The 18,554-nt window shown below is 35.7% G+C and carries 14 protein-coding genes and 4 tRNA genes; 2 read left to right on the forward strand and 16 right to left on the reverse strand.

The genetic code is table 11. The annotated features are described in order from the left end of the window. Positions 1–162 precede the first annotated feature (162 nt). The 9 genes from PHE88_08985 to PHE88_09025 all read right to left on the reverse strand — a co-directional run bounded on the left by PHE88_08985 (position 163) and on the right by PHE88_09025 (position 5,779). Positions 163–236, reverse strand: a tRNA-Val gene (locus tag PHE88_08985). A gap of 153 nt (positions 237–389) precedes the next feature. Beyond that, positions 390–462, reverse strand: a tRNA-Cys gene (locus PHE88_08990). Between the two features lies 1 nt (position 463). Beyond that, positions 464–727, reverse strand: coding sequence for a GIY-YIG nuclease family protein (locus PHE88_08995; protein MDD5687952.1), 264 nt, complete (start codon positions 725–727; stop codon positions 464–466). Between the two features lie 107 nt (positions 728–834). Then, positions 835–906, reverse strand: a tRNA-Gly gene (locus PHE88_09000). 66 nt (positions 907–972) lie between these two features. Next, positions 973–1,046 (reverse strand) — tRNA-Pro (locus PHE88_09005). Between the two features lie 45 nt (positions 1,047–1,091). Continuing rightward, entirely contained in the window at positions 1,092–1,688 is a 597-nt protein-coding gene (gene rdgB / locus PHE88_09010; GenBank protein MDD5687953.1) for an RdgB/HAM1 family non-canonical purine NTP pyrophosphatase, read from the reverse strand. Then, the gene (gene rph, locus PHE88_09015) at positions 1,672–2,382 is read right to left on the reverse strand and encodes a ribonuclease PH (GenBank protein MDD5687954.1); all 711 of its coding nucleotides are present in this window, start codon (positions 2,380–2,382) and stop codon (positions 1,672–1,674) included. The genes rdgB and rph overlap by 17 nt, the downstream gene beginning before the upstream one ends. Next, positions 2,379–2,948 (reverse strand): CsgG/HfaB family protein, encoded by a 570-nt coding sequence (locus PHE88_09020; protein ID MDD5687955.1) that lies wholly within the window; start codon positions 2,946–2,948, stop codon positions 2,379–2,381. Before PHE88_09020 ends, rph begins: the two co-directional genes overlap by 4 nt. After that, positions 2,945–5,779, reverse strand: a complete 2,835-nt coding sequence (locus tag PHE88_09025; GenBank protein MDD5687956.1) for a valine--tRNA ligase — start codon at positions 5,777–5,779, stop codon at positions 2,945–2,947. The genes PHE88_09020 and PHE88_09025 overlap by 4 nt, the downstream gene beginning before the upstream one ends. A 158-nt stretch (positions 5,780–5,937) precedes the next feature. Between PHE88_09025 and PHE88_09030 the strand changes: the two genes are divergently transcribed. Then, positions 5,938–6,843 (forward strand): M23 family metallopeptidase, encoded by a 906-nt coding sequence (locus tag PHE88_09030; GenBank protein ID MDD5687957.1) that lies wholly within the window; start codon positions 5,938–5,940, stop codon positions 6,841–6,843. Positions 6,844–7,050: 207 nt separating this feature from the next. Next, complete coding sequence (locus PHE88_09035; GenBank protein MDD5687958.1) at positions 7,051–7,464, forward strand: polymer-forming cytoskeletal protein; 414 nt, start codon at positions 7,051–7,053, stop codon at positions 7,462–7,464. A 76-nt stretch (positions 7,465–7,540) separates the two neighbouring features. Here PHE88_09035 and PHE88_09040 read toward each other — a convergent pair whose 3' ends face one another. The 7 genes from PHE88_09040 to PHE88_09070 form a co-directional block, all read right to left on the reverse strand. Continuing rightward, the gene (locus tag PHE88_09040) at positions 7,541–10,396 is read right to left on the reverse strand and encodes an Ig-like domain-containing protein (protein MDD5687959.1); all 2,856 of its coding nucleotides are present in this window, start codon (positions 10,394–10,396) and stop codon (positions 7,541–7,543) included. Between the two features lie 426 nt (positions 10,397–10,822). Beyond that, entirely contained in the window at positions 10,823–12,448 is a 1,626-nt protein-coding gene (locus PHE88_09045; GenBank protein ID MDD5687960.1) for a PorV/PorQ family protein, read from the reverse strand. 156 nt (positions 12,449–12,604) lie between these two features. After that, on the reverse strand, positions 12,605–14,743 hold the full coding sequence (locus PHE88_09050) for an Ig-like domain-containing protein (protein MDD5687961.1): 2,139 nt from the start codon (positions 14,741–14,743) through the stop codon (positions 12,605–12,607). A 19-nt stretch (positions 14,744–14,762) separates the two neighbouring features. Further along, positions 14,763–15,449 carry a hypothetical protein gene (locus PHE88_09055; protein ID MDD5687962.1) on the reverse strand — a complete coding sequence of 229 codons (687 nt, stop codon included), beginning with the start codon at positions 15,447–15,449 and terminating at the stop codon, positions 14,763–14,765. 33 nt (positions 15,450–15,482) lie between these two features. Then, positions 15,483–16,058 carry an RNA polymerase sigma factor gene (locus PHE88_09060; GenBank protein ID MDD5687963.1) on the reverse strand — a complete coding sequence of 192 codons (576 nt, stop codon included), beginning with the start codon at positions 16,056–16,058 and terminating at the stop codon, positions 15,483–15,485. Between the two features lie 191 nt (positions 16,059–16,249). Beyond that, positions 16,250–17,464: an electron transfer flavoprotein subunit alpha gene (locus PHE88_09065; protein ID MDD5687964.1), complete on the reverse strand. Its 1,215-nt coding sequence runs from the start codon at positions 17,462–17,464 to the stop codon at positions 16,250–16,252. 132 nt (positions 17,465–17,596) lie between these two features. Next, on the reverse strand, positions 17,597–18,382 hold the full coding sequence (locus PHE88_09070) for an electron transfer flavoprotein subunit beta/FixA family protein (protein MDD5687965.1): 786 nt from the start codon (positions 18,380–18,382) through the stop codon (positions 17,597–17,599). Between the last annotated feature and the right edge of the window lie 172 nt (positions 18,383–18,554).

The raw sequence follows: 18,554 nt of genomic DNA on the forward strand, positions 1-18,554 counted from the left end.
ATGTTTTTTTGTTCATTATTAAACCCCTTTGATATTGTAAAGTCTATTTTTTACTTTTTCAGACGATTATACAATATTTTAAGGGTTAAAAAAACAACACAAAAATACTATTAAGCCCATTGCGAGGCGTAGCCGAAGCAATCTAACTTGTTAAGTATTATTTGGGCGGTACAGGATTTGAACCTGTGACCCCTTGCGTGTCGAGCAAGTACTCTAGCCAACTGAGCTAACCGCCCATAAAAATCAATTACAAATTAAGAATTAAGAATTCTACATTTACTCTAAATTCTCAATTCTTAACTTTAAATTCTTAATTGCTTTACAAAGGTGCGGGGCGGATTTGCCCGCCACTGAATCTATGGCGGGTTGCAGACTGCCCCTTTCCTTTTAGGTGCGGGGCGGATTTGAACCGCCGAATCGCAGTTTTGCAGACTGCTCCCTTAGCCACTTGGGTACCGCACCATCAACCTGATTTTTTCGTAATTAACCTATTAAGAAATTCTCTACCTTTTCCTGACTTAAAAAACCTTTCCCTACTCTGAGATACATTCTTATTTTCGTGTTTTTCAAAATGTACCAATTTAAATGGTCGTCTAAATTTTGTTGAATCTACTAATCCGCTATTATGCTGTTTAAATCTTAGCTCCAAATCAGAAGTATATCCTACATATAACTTATTATCTTTTTCACTACGCAAAACATAGACATAAAACTCATTTTCTTGCATTTATTTACTGTGGCGGATTTAATCTATGGCGGATTTGCCCGCCAACAAATCTGTGGCGGGTTGCAGACTGCTCCCTTAGCCACTTGGGTACCGCACCGTACTACAAAAGCGGGAGACGGGGCTCGAACCCGCGACATTCTCGTTGGCAACGAGACATTCTACCACTGAATTACTCCCGCATTCACTTATATTGAACTTATATTATTATATTCTTTTCTAACGAAATGTCAATATTGCACATCAAATCGGGGTGACTGGACTTGAACCAGCGGCCTCTTGCTCCCAAAGCAAGCGCTCTAGCCAACTGAGCTACACCCCGTAATTAAAATTATAAGAAAAAATCCTACTAATGTCAAATTTATCTCTATTTAACTAATTGTTTCAACAATATTTGTTTAGCTTTTTTAAATGCAATTGCTCTATGACTTATCTTGTTTTTTTCGGTAGTTATAATTTCAGCAAATGTTTTCTTAAGTTTTGGGGAATAAAACACAGGGTCATAACCGAAACCGTTTGTTCCTTTGGGTTTTTCGGTGATGTAACCCAAAACTGACCCCTCAGCTGTTTTTACTCTACCATCCGGAAACACAATAGCAACTACTGTTTTAAATTTTGCTTTTCTTTTTTTATATGGAACATCCTTAAGAAGTTTTAAAAGTTTTCTATTGTTATCTTCATAACTGCAATTTGAACCTGCAAATCTCGCTGAACGGACACCCGGTTTACCATTTAAAAAATCTACCTCTAACCCGCTATCGTCTGCAAGTGTTAATTCTTTGGTCAATTTATTTATTGTTTTTGCTTTTTTGATAGCATTTTCTTCCAAAGTTTTTCTGTCTTCAACTATTTCCGGAAATCGCTTTAAAGTTACTATTTTAAATCTACTTCCAAGAATTTCCTTTATTTCTCTAATTTTATCTTTATTTTGAGTGGCAAGTACAATTTTATTTTTTAATAACATTTTTTTGTATTTTTATAATTTCCAAAATACCTTTTTTAGCAACAAATAACATCCTTTCAAGATCTCTTTGTGAAAAAGTCGCTTCTTCTCCTGTTCCCTGAATTTCAACAAATCTTCCCGTATCCGTCATAACAACATTCATATCGACATCTGCGCCATTATCTTCTTTAGCACATAAATCCAAAAGAACTTTATCATCAGTAATTCCGACAGATACTGCAGCAATATAATTTTTTATGGGAATTCTTTCAATTAATCCTTCATTCCTCATTTTATTCAAGGCATCATACAGTGTAATAAATGCACCGTTGATTGCAGTAGTTCTGGTTCCACCATCTGCTTGTATAACATCACAATCAAGTAAAACAGATTGTTCTCCTAAAGATTGTAAATCTACAACCGCCCTTAGAGATCTTCCTATCAATCGTTGTATTTCTTGCGTTCTACCAGCCGAAATTGACCGCTGTCGCGAAGTTCTTGTGTTTCCTGCCCGCGGAAGAAGTGAATATTCAGCAGTAACCCAGCCGGTACCGGAATCTTTAAGATGCGGTGGAACTGACCGCTGTATTGTGGCTGCACATAAAACCCTGGTATTTCCGCATTGGATAAGACAAGATGCATCTGCGAATTTTTGAAAATTTCTTATTATTTTCATTTTCCGCAGTTCATCAAATTTTCTTCCGTCTAACCTCATTTTTTATCCTCCACAGATATTTTCTTAACTATTTTTTCTATTCCGGCATTTACGACATCCGAGAGTAATTCTATTGGATAAATCCAGTTGCTCTTTGTCGCCCGCAACTCAACTGATGATTTTATAACTCCGCTCTCAACTTCTACTACCTTTAACGTTACTTGTAATACTGCTCTCGGGTAAATTGTTCTCCCGTATTGTGTAATACTTCCAAAAATCATAGCATCAACATTTGCAAGTTTTCCAAGCTGAACAGCTGTTGCAACATCGGTTATCCCCGTTGCCTGAAATTTTTGCTCGGCAATTATCTTATCAATATTTTCCCGTTCAATGACCTGAAATTTACCGTCCCGCGATAATCCTGCTATTAATTTTTCCTGAATTATTTTTGACGGGTTCTGGTACTTTGCTTTTTCTTTCTCTATTCTTTCATCTTTGAACTCTAAAATAGCAATCTTTTTAATGTTTTGAGAAACCACAACCTTATCAGGTCTCAATACATAACTTGCACATCCAACCAACAAAACACCGGCAACCAGCCCTAACACAAAAACATTTTTACTCATTTCACACCTCCAATATCTCTTACTATTTCCTCGATTTTATTTTTTTTCTCTAATGTCTCCTGCATCTTCTGTTTCACCCTTTCAACTTCTTCAGGGTCTGCTTTTTTAATAAAATTATCATTCGATATTTTAGATTCATAAACTTTTAATTCCTGGTTGATTTTTTGCAGCTGCACCCCTAATCGCTTCTTTTCTACTTCAAAATCTATTTTACCTTCTAAAAGAACAAATATTTCCATATCACCGGTAATTGCCGAAGCGGACAACTCCGGCTTCCGGGTAGTATCTGTAATTTTTATCTCTTTTACTTTTGCCAAGGAAATTATGTGCTGCATATTTTCAGAAATAATATCTTTTGTTTCTCCGGAAGCTTTAATAACAATGTCTACAAAATCCGATAACTTTATATTCATAGCTGAACGAATATTTCTTATTGCAGTAATTATATCTATAACTTTTTGCATTTTTGCTTGGGCGGATAAATCGATGACTTTGTTTTCCGCTTGTGGATATTCCGAAATCATAACGCTTTTATCTTGTTTTTTTATACTTTGATAAATTTCTTCAGTTATAAAAGGCATTATTGGGTGAAGCAGTTTTAATGTTTTTTCTAGAATTTCTATTAAAATTTCCTGCACTATTAATTTCTTGGTTTCATTTTTACCATAAAGCCTGACCTTTGAAAATTCTAAATACCAGTCGCAATATTTTGACCAGATAAATTCATAAAGTAACCGGGATGCTTCTGCTGAATTATAATTTTCTATTGCTGTTGTAACACCTTTTATTGTTAGATTTAATTCTATCAGAATCCATTTGTCCGTCAATTCCAAATCTGCATAATCTGAATTCTTTAAATCGGTAATCTGCGTTTCCATATTCATCAGAATAAATCTTGAAGCATTCCATAACTTATTGGCAAAATTCCTTGCCATGAGAAAATTCTCATCTGATATTTGCATATCTCTTCCTGGAATTCCCTGGAAGGCAAGAGCAAACCGCAGAGCATCGGTTCCATATTTATCCATTATAGTTAAAGGGTCAATTACATTACCTAATGATTTTGACATCTTTTTGCCTTTGGAGTCACGAACTATACCGTGAATATAAACATCACTGTAAGGCACTTCATTTTTAAATTCCAAACCCATCATAATCATTCTTGCTACCCATAAATATAAAATTTCATGACCGGTTACGAGAACGTCAGTTGGATAGTAATATTGCAATTCTTTTGTTTCATCAGGCCAGCCAAAAACGGACATAGGCCAAAGTGCAGAAGAAAACCATGTGTCAAGAACATCCGGGTCCTGAACAAAATCTGATTTACCGCAAATCGAACATTTACCCGGTTGAGTTACCGACGCATAAACACCTTTTGTTTGTTTCGAAACATTAGCAACAAAATATTTATTTTTTTTAAGACCATTTTTAATATTTTCTATAGATTCCCCTTCATTCACTCTTATTTCTATACTAGGGTTAATTCCTTTTTTTTCAGGATTTATTTCAATTATATTACTGCCTGCACAATGTAAACAATACCACAATGGAATTCTATGTCCCCACCATATTTGACGGGAAATACACCAATCTCTTAAATTTTCGAGCCACAGGAGATATGGTTTTGACCATTTTTCCGGAAAGAATTTCGTTTCTTCTTTTCCTGAAGACTCAATTGCATGTCCAGCCATTTCAGACATTTTCATAAACCATTGTTCAGATGTGAACGATTCAACCATAGTATTGCAACGGTAACATCTTTTTTTTGGGCCCGTATAATTTTCTTCTTTTTCTAAAAATTGATTTTTGTTAAGTCGTTCTATTATAATTTTTCTTGCCTCATCCCTGTCTTTACCTACTAAATCGGCAACTTCATTGTTTTTTATTTCTTTTCTATTTAAATCAACTACTATATCGCTTGTAATTCTTGCCTTTTTATCAATGGCGTTAATGTAAATAAGATTATGTTTTTTTGCTATAGCATCATCATTTGAATCGTGCGCAGGTGTTATTTTTACTGCACCGGTACCAAACTTTGGGTCAACCATTTCATCCGCTATAATAGGTATAATACGATTTACCAAAGGAAGAATGGCACTTTTACCAATAAATTTCTTATATCTTTCATCATTTGGATTTATAGCTACAGCAGTGTCACCAAGCATAGTTTCCGGACGTGTCGTTGCTACAGTAATGTAATTGTCAGGTTCATTTTGTATCGGATATTTTATATACCAAAGTTTGCCTTTTTCATCTTCCTGCTCTACTTCACTTTCATTTAGAGCAGTTTCGCACCTCGGACACCAGTCGACAAATCTAGTATCTCGATAAATCAATCCTTTATTGTAAAGTTCTATAAAAGCATAGTTAACTGATTTTGAACGTTTTTCATCCATTGTAAATGAAGTTCTGTCCCAATCGCACGAACATCCCATTTTCTTTAACTGACTCAAAATTGTATTGCTCGTTTTTTGAGCCCAATCTACCATAATTTTAGTAAATTCTTCCCTGCTGAAATCATCCCGTTTTTTGCCGTCTTTTTTTAATTCTTTTTCAATAATATTTTGGGTGGCAATTCCACCGTGGTCAGTCCCCGGGACCCAGCAAGCGTTGAAACCATTCATTCTTTTAAATCGGATAAGTATATCCTGAAGAAGATTGTTCAGGGCATGCCCAATATGTAAAGAACCTGTCACATTAGGCGGAGGAATTACTATTGTAAATGGTTCTTTTTTATCGGGTTCTGAATTGAAAAGTCTTTCTTTCTCCCAATATTTAAGCCATTTTTCTTCAACTTCTTTTGGTTCGTAAATCTTTGAAATTTCCATAATTTCTTTAAACCCAACCGATTTTATGACTTTTTCAGTGGTCTCAATATATCAAATTTTATCCTAAAAATCAATAAAATTCTTGACAAAACAATGAAAATACTTTATACTTGCTTATAGATGATTTTTAGTCGGGTTTTTTTAGCTTTGGAGGATTTATGAAAAAATCAAAATACAAAATGCTAACAATAATGATTGTTCCACATTCAATGGCAAAAACAATCACAATGGACGTTTCTAAAGAGTTTATTGCATCATTGATTTTTATTTTGATAGGTATCGTTGGTTGGGCAGGGTTAATAATTAACAAACAAATTGACTACTGGGCAATGAAAACCGAGAATCAAACTCTTTCAAAAGAAACAGAATATTTTGCTAAAGAAATGCTTCAAGCAAGACAAATGGCTGATAATTTGAGGGAAATGGACAGGGAATTAAAAAAAATGCTTGGACTTAAAAACAAAAAGGCAATCATTTTATCTGGCGGACCTACAGTATCTGAACTTAAAAGAATAACAACATACCTTTCTGAAAAAAAACTAATCATCACCCCCCAGGAATTCAAGCAACACCTATCTGCACTTGAGAATGAGACACAAAGTCTCAATACTGATTTCAAAGAAACGACCAATTTTATAAAAACCGAAAAATCCAGATGGTCAGCAACACCATCATTAATGCCCTGTTATGGAAATATTACTTGTGGTTTTGGTCCAAGAATTCACCCGATAAAAAAGTATAAAGAAATTCATTTGGCAATTGATATCGCTGCCGATAGAGGAACTCCGATAAAATCTTCTGCTGACGGAGAAGTAATCCTTGCTGACTGGCAACCCGGTTATGGAAAATTAGTTGTTATTGAACATGGCTGGGGATATATGACAAGATACGGTCACTGCTCTAAAATTCTTGTCAAACGAGGACAGGAAGTAAAAAAAGGACAAACGATTGCTCTAATCGGCTCTACCGGTTCTGCAACAGCCCCGCATCTTCATTATGAAATCTGGAAAAATGGATTAGCGACAAATCCACAAAGATATTTAACAGAAGCAGCACTAAAATAATAAAGGCATTCATTTGTTCACTTGTTCACACATCAACATATCAACACATGAACACGTGAACGCAGTTTGGTGTTATTCGGGAGCAAAAAGCAATCTTAAAATAAAGACGTTCATCTAAAAAAAGACGTTCACATGTTCATTTGTTCACATTTCAACATGTCAACACATGAACATATGAACGCAATTTGTTGTTGTTCTGGGGGTAAAATGTTTGGGAAAAAGGAGCTTATTGGTAAAGTTGAAACTATTATATCTGAAGGCACGGAAATTAAAGGAGATGTTTCATCAGAAAAAAGTATGCGTATTGATGGACTTGTCGATGGGCATATATTAGAATCTAACGGTGTCATTATTGGTAAAACCGGAAAAATTACAGGAGATGTTAAAGCTGAATTTATTGTTATCGGAGGTGAAGTGTCAGGGAATGTTATAGCAACAGATAATTTAGAATTACTCCCAACTGCAAGGATTTATGGTGATATAAAAGCACAAACGCTTTCAGTACAGGAAGGTGCTATTTTTGAGGGAAAATGCACGATGAACGCAAAAAAAGAAGTTAATAAAGATGTTGATATTGAAAAGACCGAAAAACCAGAAAAGACTGAAAAGCATGTTAAGTAAACAAATAAAAACTCCGCACTCTTTTAGTAATCATACTGAGAGAATGCGGAGTTTTATTTATCTACTATCTACTAAATCATTTAACTACTGCTATCTTCTTACTTGAAGTAAAATCGCCTGCTTTTATCCTAACGATATATACTCCACTTGCTACAATGTCATTTTCGAAATTCCTGCCATCCCACATTGACTGATATTCGCCAACAGCCATATCTTCATCTATAAGCGTTTTCACAAATTCGCCCCTCGCATTATAGATTGTAACAGTAACATGGACCATTTCACCAGATTGATTTGTTTTCCCTCCAATACTGTAATTAACTTTCATTTTCTGCCCACCCATAGTCATGGGATTTATAACAGTATCTTTAGGTCCAATAACAGCTCTTATTCCACGACCTGCTGTAGATGTTGAAATATGCACTGCTGCGTTGTCAAATGTAACAGATATCTGATTAGTCGCTGTTTGACTACTCGTATTAACTGCAACTGCTTTTATTGTATGCGAACCATTGGAGTATGCCTTCGTATCTAATGACCATCCATATGGTACTGATGTATCTATTGATTTTAATACATTATCTACATAGAAACCGACTTGCGTTACAGCTATATCATCTGTCGCATTCGCTGTTACATTAACACTACCGGATACCTTTGCGCCATTAGCAGGACTTGTAATAGATACCGTTGGCGAATTGCCTACTACCGGCGCAACTACGGTTATAGATACAGTTGCTAGATTACTAAATAAATCACCATCCATTGCTTTGAAAGTGAAACTATCTGTCCCTGTATATCCACTCGCTGGTGTGTAGATTAGCTTTGGCGCATTACCTGTCAGTGTTCCATGAGCAGGTTGAGTTATAATGGCGTAGTATATTAACGAATCAGTCTCTGTATCAGTCGCAACCAAGGTTATTGTCTTAGCTGTGTCTTTAGGTGTACTAACACTTTGGTTATACGCCACAGGCGGGTTGTTCGGAGTATTTGACACATCTGGTGCATCTACTTGCCATGTTGCAGTTACTCCTGTTGCTATTGCGTTATTTATATCCTGCGCTTCAAATTTATAGGAGTAATCATTGCCTAATTCCGTTAGTTGTTTTGCATAACTATACACACGACCACTACTATATGCATTGGTGTCAACCGCTGTCATTACAAACGGACTGCCACTTATCTGTATTCCACCTTTCTCTATATGCACTCTTGGATACCCTGTTTTAGGTGCATCATTGTCCGCATCTGTATATTTTACTCTATACACAAATGTAGTAGTGCTTGTACCTGTCTCAGGATACAAACCACGAGCTCCTGGGTAATTAGGCTCACCTGTCCAACTTAATACGGGTGCTGTGTTAGGTGTAGGTGTAGAAATAACTACATTATTAACTGTAACAGATATCTGACTTGTCGCTGTTTGGCTACTTGTATCTACTGCTACTGCTTTTATTGTATGACTACCATTGGAATATGCTGTTGTATTTAATGACCATGCATATGGTGCTGATGTATCTATTGATTTTAACACACTATCTACATAGAAACCTACTTGCGTTACTGCTATATCATCTGTCGCATTAGCGGTCACACTAACACTACCGGATACCGTTGCACCATTTGCCGGATTTGTTATAGTTACTGTTGGTGGATTGTCCACTGGCGGAGGAGTCACTACATTATTAACCATAACGGATATCTGGGCAGTCGCTGTTTGACTGCTTGTATCAACCGCTACCGCTTTTATTGTATGACTGCCATTTGTATATGCTGTTGTATCTAATGACCATGCATATGGTGCTGATGTATCTATTGACTTTAATACATTGTCCACATAAAAATCAACTTGTGTTACTGCTTTATCATCTGTAGCATTAGCGGTTACATTAACGCTACCGGATATCGTTGCACCGTTAGCTGGACTTGTTATAGATACTGTTGGCGGATTGTCTACCGGTGGCGGAGTCACTACATTATTTATCGTAACAGATATCTGACTAGTCGCTGTTTGGCTGCTCGTATCAACTGCTACCGCTTTTATTGTATGACTGCCATTTGTATATGCTGTTGTATTTAATGAATATGCATATGGTGCTGAGGTGTCTATTGACTTTAATACATTATCTACATAGAAACCGACTTGCGTTACTGCTATATCATCTGTCGCATTAGCGGTCACACTAACACTACCGGATACCGTTGCACCGTTAGCTGGACTTGTAATAGATACTGTTGGTGGATTATCTACTGGCGATGATATAGTTGTAAAACTATAATCACCAGTCATTGTTGGATTACCTGCCATATCTACTGTTACTATCCTGTAATGATAAAGTGTCTTTTCAGTAAGACCACTTAGTGTAACACTATGTGAGTATATACCATTGACATCTGCCAGTGGCGTTGCCTTACCATAACTTGTCGTTAAACCATACTCTACCTTACTGTTGGCTAACTCATTTGTTGTCCATTTAATCAATGCTCCACTACTCGTTATATTTGTTGATGTTACTGCACTTACTAATGGTGGTGTGGTGTCTGCTGGTGTAGGTGTAGAAATTATCGGTGGAACCACTACATTATTTATCGTAATAGATATCTGACTAGTCGCTGTTTGGCTGCTCGTATCTACTGCAACTGCTTTTATCGTATGACTGCCATTTGTATATGCTGTCGTATTTAATGAATATGCATATGGTGCTGAGGTGTCTATTGATTTTAATACATTATCTACATAAAAACCCACTTGCGTTACTGCTACATCATCTGTCGCATTAGCAGCAACACTAACACTACCAGATACCGTTGCACCGTTAGCTGGACTTGTTATAGACACTGTTGGTGGATTGTCTGCTGCTGATAGAGTTCCAAATAAACAACTTAACTCTATCATTCCTACTACTAAAAACAACAAACTTCTTTTTGCCATAAAACCTCCGTTATTTAATATGTCCCTCAGTTATTTTATGACTGCTTATGTTAACATTATTCTACTTTTGCTTTTATCGACCGATTCTTAGATTTAATACCAATGATGCAAATTGCAATAATATTTTTACATCCTCCTAAGTCACTATACCTTTCTATTACGTTAGACGATTTATTAAAAAAAATGTTCCAGAGTTAAAATATTTTTCTGTTTTTATTTATGTCCAGTAGATATTATTTTTCGAAGATAATATTGGTTAGGAAAATTTAACAGCCTACAGAAGATGATTTATATCATAGAAATTTGAAAGATGAAGACAGAGCAAGCTCTGCCACTACAGTGTTGTTGTAGTTACCGACCTCGATCGGCATTAACTTATGTTGGTTAGTTATTTGCTGTTTTCGGAGAGGAACTTACAGGAGAATGTTATCTTACTTTATATAAAAATTCACTTATTTCGGGGTCTGATGGGTCTATTTTTTTTGCTTGTTTCCACATTTTTATTGCCATGTTTTTATTATTAAGAGCATAATAAGCAGAACCTGCACGTTTTAATGCAAGCACATTATCAGGTTCTAATTCTAAGACATCTTCACATTCCATAATTCCCCGTTCGTAATCATTATTATAGATACAATCAAGAGCTGTCTTGAGTTTTTGCTCAATAATTGTCTTTCCTTTAACTGTCGTTTCTCTTTTAGCTATACCTGGATATTCCTGTTCCATAAATTCTGACAGTTTACCGATAGTCTGGTTTTCAGGCTCTATCTGTTGTGCATATTTAATTGCAAACACAGCAATTCTTTCATTCCCTTCTATTCTTAAATACGAATTAATACTTTTTCTAATTAAATTATGGATTTTGCCTTTTTCCGCATCACGGAAAATAATTGCAATTATTTTTCTGAGTTGTACTTTCAATTTTTGAATGTTGTTATCTGTAGGTTCTGTTTTTAGTAAATCGTCAACATTTGACAGCGCTTCTAAATACATACCTTCTAAACACAGGGAATTAACTTCATCAGTTAAAAGTCTTTTTCTTTCTTTTTTGGAAATAGGTGGTTGATATACAACTTTGGGAGTTTCCTCAATTTCCTCACTGACTTTTTCTTTATCTACCTCTTTTACCTCTTCATCTTTGCTTCCAAATTGTATTAGACTAACTGAAAAAATATGAACGATTTCTAAATTTTTTCGTGACACCATACTATAATCAATTTTAATTTTAGACCACTCAAATCCTAAACCAAAACTATAGTTTTCCAGATCATACCCTATCTTGTATCCAGCTCTTAAAGCAAGCATATCTCCAATCCAACATTCTAAACCGACATTTTCTTTAATATCACTATCATTTGGCTTCACAATATCCATTTCAACTGTTAAATCAGTCTTCTGGGATAAGCTTAACTGATATCCAACTCCAACGCGAAAAGTGGTTGGCATAGGGTCTGATACTGCAATATATTTTATTGGTGTACCTATATTTTGCATAACCGTACCAACACTTAACCCTTCCACAGGAGTTATATATAACCCGCCAATATCCGCACCATATGCTGTAGCATTATATTTTTCTACTAAAGTAGAAGAAAATAATTTCGCATTAACCCCTACTGAAAAATTATATAGAATTTCCTTTGCATAACCAAGGGTATAAAGATAATCCCTCTGAACACTTAACTTGGATACATTACCGCTGTCATCTTCCCATTCAATTTTCCCGGCATCATATGTAAATACACTTCCAGCTAATACTCCCATTTTGCCAATATTTTGACCATATCCAACCAGGCCATAATTAAAACTTACTTCCGGCTCTTGAAAATACGTACATGTAAATTCTCGTTCCAAATTAGCCATTCCAGCAGGATTATAGTGAAGTCCATATAAATCATCGGATATTGCTACATACGCTTCGCCCATTGAAGAAGCACGACCGCCAACATATTGTTTAAGGAGAGTACCACCGCTAGTACTTGTACCAGAAGAATACAATATAGTACAGGATTGAAAAAAAAAGGTTACAACAATTAAGTCCCTCAGGAACATTAAGTTCTCCTATTGGAGTTTATTATAGGTTTTGTATTTTATAATAATATATTTTATTTTCATTATGAATTTTCTGTTTAAACTCACCCCGCACCTCTTTTATTTTGTGCCCTGAGGGACATTTTTATTAAGAAGTGCGAGGTGCTTTGTCCTTGATTATTTGATAACTACAATTTTTTTGCTTACGCTATCTTTTCCAGCTTTCATTCTGACAACATAAACCCCGCTTGCAACAATGTCTTCTTCAAAATTTCTCCCGTTCCACATAGATTGATAGGCACCGACAGCCATGTCTTCATCTATTAGGGTTTTTACCTTTTCTCCTCTTGCATTATATATTGCCACTGTTACATGTACAACCTCTCCAAATTGTGCTGTTTTACCTCCAACTGTAAAGTTGATTTTAGTAGATTGTCCGCTTACAGGGTTAATAACAGTATCTGTTGGTTTTATTTCAGCAGTAATTCCTATATTTGTTGGAGTTGAATTTACGATAGTATATACATTAGAAACTGTAACTGTAATTTCGGTATTAGTGGTTTGATTGGCTGTGTCAGTTGCTATTACTTTAATTATGTGAGAACCATTTGAATATCCGGTAGTATTCCATGACCAGGAATAAGGAGTAACACTATCAGTGCTTTTGAAAACATTGTCAATATAGAAACTGACCTGAGTTACACCGTTATCATCTGATGCACTTACAGTAACATTAACATTACCAGATACAGTTGCGCCACTAGCAGGACTGGTAATAGATACTGTTGGCAGATTGTCTGCTACCGGTGCAACTACAGTTATAGATACTGTTGCTATATTGCTGTCAACTTTACCATCATTCACCTTGAAAGTGAAACTATCTGTTCCTGTATATCCGCTAGCTGGTGTATAGGTGCATTTTGAATTTTCCTGTTCTGGTATAGTTATCATTTGTTCCAGTGTCCCATGAGCAGGTGAGGTAACAATACTGTATGACAACAAGTCACCATCTGCATCACTCGCAGTCAAGGTTATTGTCTTGGCTGTATCTTTGGTTGCACTAACACTTTGGTCACTTGCAACAGGCGGAGTGTTTACTGTGACAGTACTATTATTAACCGTAACACTGATTTGACTGCTGGTTGACTGGCTTATTGTATCATACGCCAGCACCTTAATTGTATGTGAGGCATTTGAATATACCGTTGTATCCCAACTCCATGTATATGGGGCACTTGTATCTGTTGATTTGCATACATTATCTATGTAAAACTCTACTCGGCTTACTCCATGGTCATCAGATGCTATTGCAGTTATATTAGCCAATCCTGCTACCGTATTGCCGTTTGTATACGTAGATATGCTTACAGTAGGCGGATTGTCCGCTACATTGTTATTAACCGTAACACTGATTTGACTGCTGGTTGACTGGCTTATTGTATCATACGCCAGCACCTTAATTGTATGCGAAACATTTGAATATACCGTTGTATCCCAACTCCATGTATATGGGGCACTTGTATCTGTTGATTTGCATACATTATCTATGTAAAACTCTACCCGGCTTACACCATGGTCATCAGATGCCACTCCGGTTATATTTACCAGTCCCGCTATTGTATTGCCGTTTGTATATGTAGATATGCTTACAGTAGGTGGATTATCTGATGGTGCCGTAGATGTTGTAAAACTGTAATCACCAGTCGTTGTTGGGTTAGTTGCCATATCCGCTGTCACTATTCGATAATGATATATTGTGTTCGCAGCAAGCCCATTTAGTGGAACATTATGGGTGAATACACCGCCGGTATCTGTCACTGACGTTTCACTGCCATAAATTGTCGTTAAGCCATATTCTACCTTACTGTTGGCTAACTCATTTGTTGTCCATGTTATTACTACTGAACTGCTGGTTACATTAATTGGTGTTACTCCACTTACTACTGGCGGTGTGATATCATTATTATTAACAGTAACACTGATTGTTGCAGTACTTGTGTTCGTAGCAGTATTTGTTGATGTTCCAAAAGTATCATAAGCTTTAACCGTAATTGTATGTGCGGCATTTGTATATAACGTAGTATCCCAAGTCCACATATACGGAGAACCCGTATCAGTTGACTTACATACACTATCTATATAAAACAATACTTTACTTATACCATCACCATCCGATGCATTAACATTTATATCTGTACTTCCTGATACATTTGCTCCATTAGTAGGTGTAGAAATAGATACTGTTGGTGGTGAAGAAAATAAATACCCTAACCCAACTGTACCTGTTATTAACAATATTAAGATTTTTTTTAACATAAGTCCTCCTTTCCCTAACTTATATTATTGAAAATGGGACTTTTATTTTTTTTTCTATTGAATCTTGTTTTATACTTGCATTTATTGACCAATTCCCAGGTTTAACTCCAATTACATAAATTGCTATTATATTTTCACCTTTATCCAAATCACCACACCATTCAATTTCTTCCTGTCCTGCATTTATCTGTCCATTCTTTACAAATCTGATTCCATTTGATAATTCTACTTTTACCGTAGCTTGGTTTACTTTTGTCAGACTATTTATACGAAGCTTAAATACACTGATTTGATTAAGGTTGAGTGTAGTTATAATACCGGGTTCAATTGTTTGTTTTTTGTTTTTGTATATTTTATATACAGGTATTAATAGAAAAAACAATAGACAGATAGCGGCATATTTTAATTGCGGATATAATATCCTTAATGTGAAATTTGAGGTAACTTTTTGCCGGGATTCGGTAGCAGCCTTTACGAGTTTATAGTGGAGTTCATGTGTATAACCTACAGGTAATTTTTTCACTTCAGATGTCTTTAATGTGTTTTGTATTTTTTGAAGTATTGCTAACTCTGAAGAACATTTACTGCAAACTGAGAGGTGACTTTCAGTTTTATTTCTTTCACCTGCTGAAATATGACCATTTGCAAGATAATCATTTAAAATCTTCTTAACCTTCCTACATTTAAACCAGTTTAGTATATTCATCTTTTTGCTCCTTCACTATATTAGACGATTTATTTAAAAAAATGTTCCGGATTTCATAATCATTTTACTAAGTAATTTTCTTCCACGATTTAACCTCGATTTTATCGTACCTATAGAAGATTTACTAATTTCGGCAATCTCGTCATATGAAAATCCTTGTATATCATACATTACTACTGTAATACGATACTTCACCGGTATCTTTAATAATGTCTGTTCTACATTTTCACTAAACTGGCTTTTCTCTACTTCCTTTTCAGGACAATCTCTTTCATCTTTAACATGTAAAATAGATTCTAATGATATTGATTGAGATAAATTCTTTTTATATGAACTTTTACATTCATCTAAAAAGGTATTATGGATTATTCGCCAAACCCATGTAGAAAATCTTGATTTCTCTTCAAAATTATTTATTGAACAAAATATTTTTATTAAAACATCCTGTGAAAGGTCTCTGGCATCAGGTTCATTTCCGGTTAGATAATATGCAAAATTATATATTCTTTCCTGATGTATAGAAATAAGTTTCTCAAAAGCATTAACATCGCCACTTTTCGCTTTTTTTACAAGATTGTTTTCTTCAACGTGGTTTTGATTATTATCCATCTACTATATAGTTAGACGATTTATTTAGAAAAATGTTCCAGATTTTTTTGATAAGTACATTTACATTTGCCGTCATTGCGAACGGAGTGAAGCAATCCCTTTTGTATTATAAAAAACGAGATTGCCACGACCTTCGGTCTCACAATGACAATCTGTCAGACGACAATTTTAATGAACATCTGTGAAGTATATTACTTCTTAATTTCTTTAACTATTTCTGGAATTACCTGATAGAGGTCGCCTTCAATGGCATACGTGGCAAGTTTCATCATCGGACATTCGGGGTCTTTATTAATTGCAACTATCGTTTCGGAGGATTGCATTCCAACAAGATGTTGGATTTGCCCTGAAATTCCGCAAGCAAAATAAATTTTAGGTGCAACTGTTCTCCCTGTCTGACCTACCTGATGAGAATAGGGAATCCAACCGGCATCAACAGTAGCACGGGAAGCACCGACTGCGCCTCCAATCGCTTTAGCAAATTCTTCTATTAATTGAAAACCTTCGGGTTTTCCAAGTCCTCTCCCACCTGAAACGATTATATCCGCTTCGGCAAGATTTACTTTTTGCGATAAATCAGCAACAAACTGCAGAAAATTTGTTCTATTTTTTACTTTGCTTTTATCAAATGTCTTTTTTATTATTTCACCTTTTGCATTTTCTCTTTTTTCTGCTTTTTTGAAAACCTTATGTCTTACTGTAGCCATTTGAGGTCTATGATTTTTTGTTAATATTGTTGCCATTATATTTCCGCCAAAAGCGGGGCGGGTTTGCATTAAATATCGTGTTTTAGGGTCAATGTCCAGACCGGTGCAATCAGCGGTAAGTCCTGTTCGTATTTTAGCAGCTACTCGTGATGCAAAACTTCTTCCGATATTAGTTGCACCCATTAAAATTATTTCCGGTTTTTCTTCTTTGATAAGTTGTGCTAAAAGTTCTGAATATGGATCATCCTGGAATTCATTTAATATCTCATCATCATATAAATAAACTTTGTCTGCTCCATGGTTAATTAAATCAATAGCTTTGCTTTCAATTTTATTTCCCATTAAGATAGCACATAACTGAACTTTAAGCTTATCTGCTAACTCTTTACCCTTTGATAAAAGTTCATATACAACCGGTGAAATTTCTCCATGTCTTTGCTCTGCATAAACCCAAACATTTTTATATTGTCCAATGTCTGAGGTTTTAGAAACAATATCATCTTTCTCAATAACAATTGCCTGGTATTTCTTACATGCATCAAGACATGCCCCGCAATAATTGCATTTTAATTCATCAATTACAGCAAGTTTTATTTTTTTATCCGGTCTGGCAGTTAAAGTAATCGCCGCAAAAGGACAAGATTTAATACAAAGCCCGCAACCGATACACTTATCAGATATTACATATATCTTAGACATTTTTTCACCTTTTTAATCATGAGCGAGGGAAAAACTTCCGAAGAACCTCAATTTGCGACTTATTTGTTCCAGGAGCAAATTGCAGAGCGACTTCTAACGAGCGTTTCAAGGAAATTTATTCCCGAGCGTATTTTAAATAATTTTCGTTTCCTTTAATTTAGCTACTAATTTTACTGCCTGTTCCGACGGCTCTCCTGCAATACGTTCCCCACCCTTTCTTTGTGATGGAGAAAACACTTTCATTACATTCGTTGGAGAACCGGAAAACCCTAACTTTGTTTTATCTGCCTCAATCATTTTTGCTGTATAATGCTTAATTTCTGCTTTTTTAGAAAACATCATCCCTCTAAGAGACGGAAGTCGTGGCGTGTTTATTTCTTTTACTACAGTCAAAAGACATGGAACCGGTGATTCAATCAAATCATAACCATCTTCCATCATTCGTTCAACTGTAATTTTATTATTTTCTATTTTTTCTATTTTTTTAACATATGCTATGTGCGGTATATCAAGCATTTCTGCAACTCCAGGTCCTACTTGTGCGGTATCACCATCAATAGCTTGTTTCCCGCATAAAATAACATCGTAAGAACCGAACTTCTTTATTGATTGTGACAAAGTATAAGATGTAGCCCAAGTATCAGAACCGGCAAATTCCCTGTCAGAAACAAGGATAGCCTCATCACAACCCATAGAAAGACATTCACGAAGCGCTTTTTCTGCCTGTGGCGGACCCATAGTTAAAACAGTTGCTTTTCCGGAATATTTCTCTTTCAACCGTATCGCTTCCTCAACAGCATACATATCAAAAGGATTTACCTGCGCCTCTACCCCTTCTCTTTTTAAAGTTCCGGTTTTTTCATCAATTTTCACATCAGTTGTTGCCGGAACCTGCTTAATTAGAACTATAATATTCATATTATTTTCCAACCTTTTCAATCGCCAAGTTAGGGAAAAAGTCCATTCTAGCGAGGGAGTTGTTGAGCAGAACTTCACGGAGTTCCGCTTAAAACATTCAGCGGAACGAGTGAGAGTGCCAGCACAAGCTGGACACGGTTCTGCGAGACAAGCTCCCGAGCGATATTCAAAG

Source organism: Elusimicrobiota bacterium, from assembly GCA_028718185.1.
GTDB lineage: Bacteria > Elusimicrobiota > UBA8919 > UBA8919 > UBA8919 > JAQUMH01.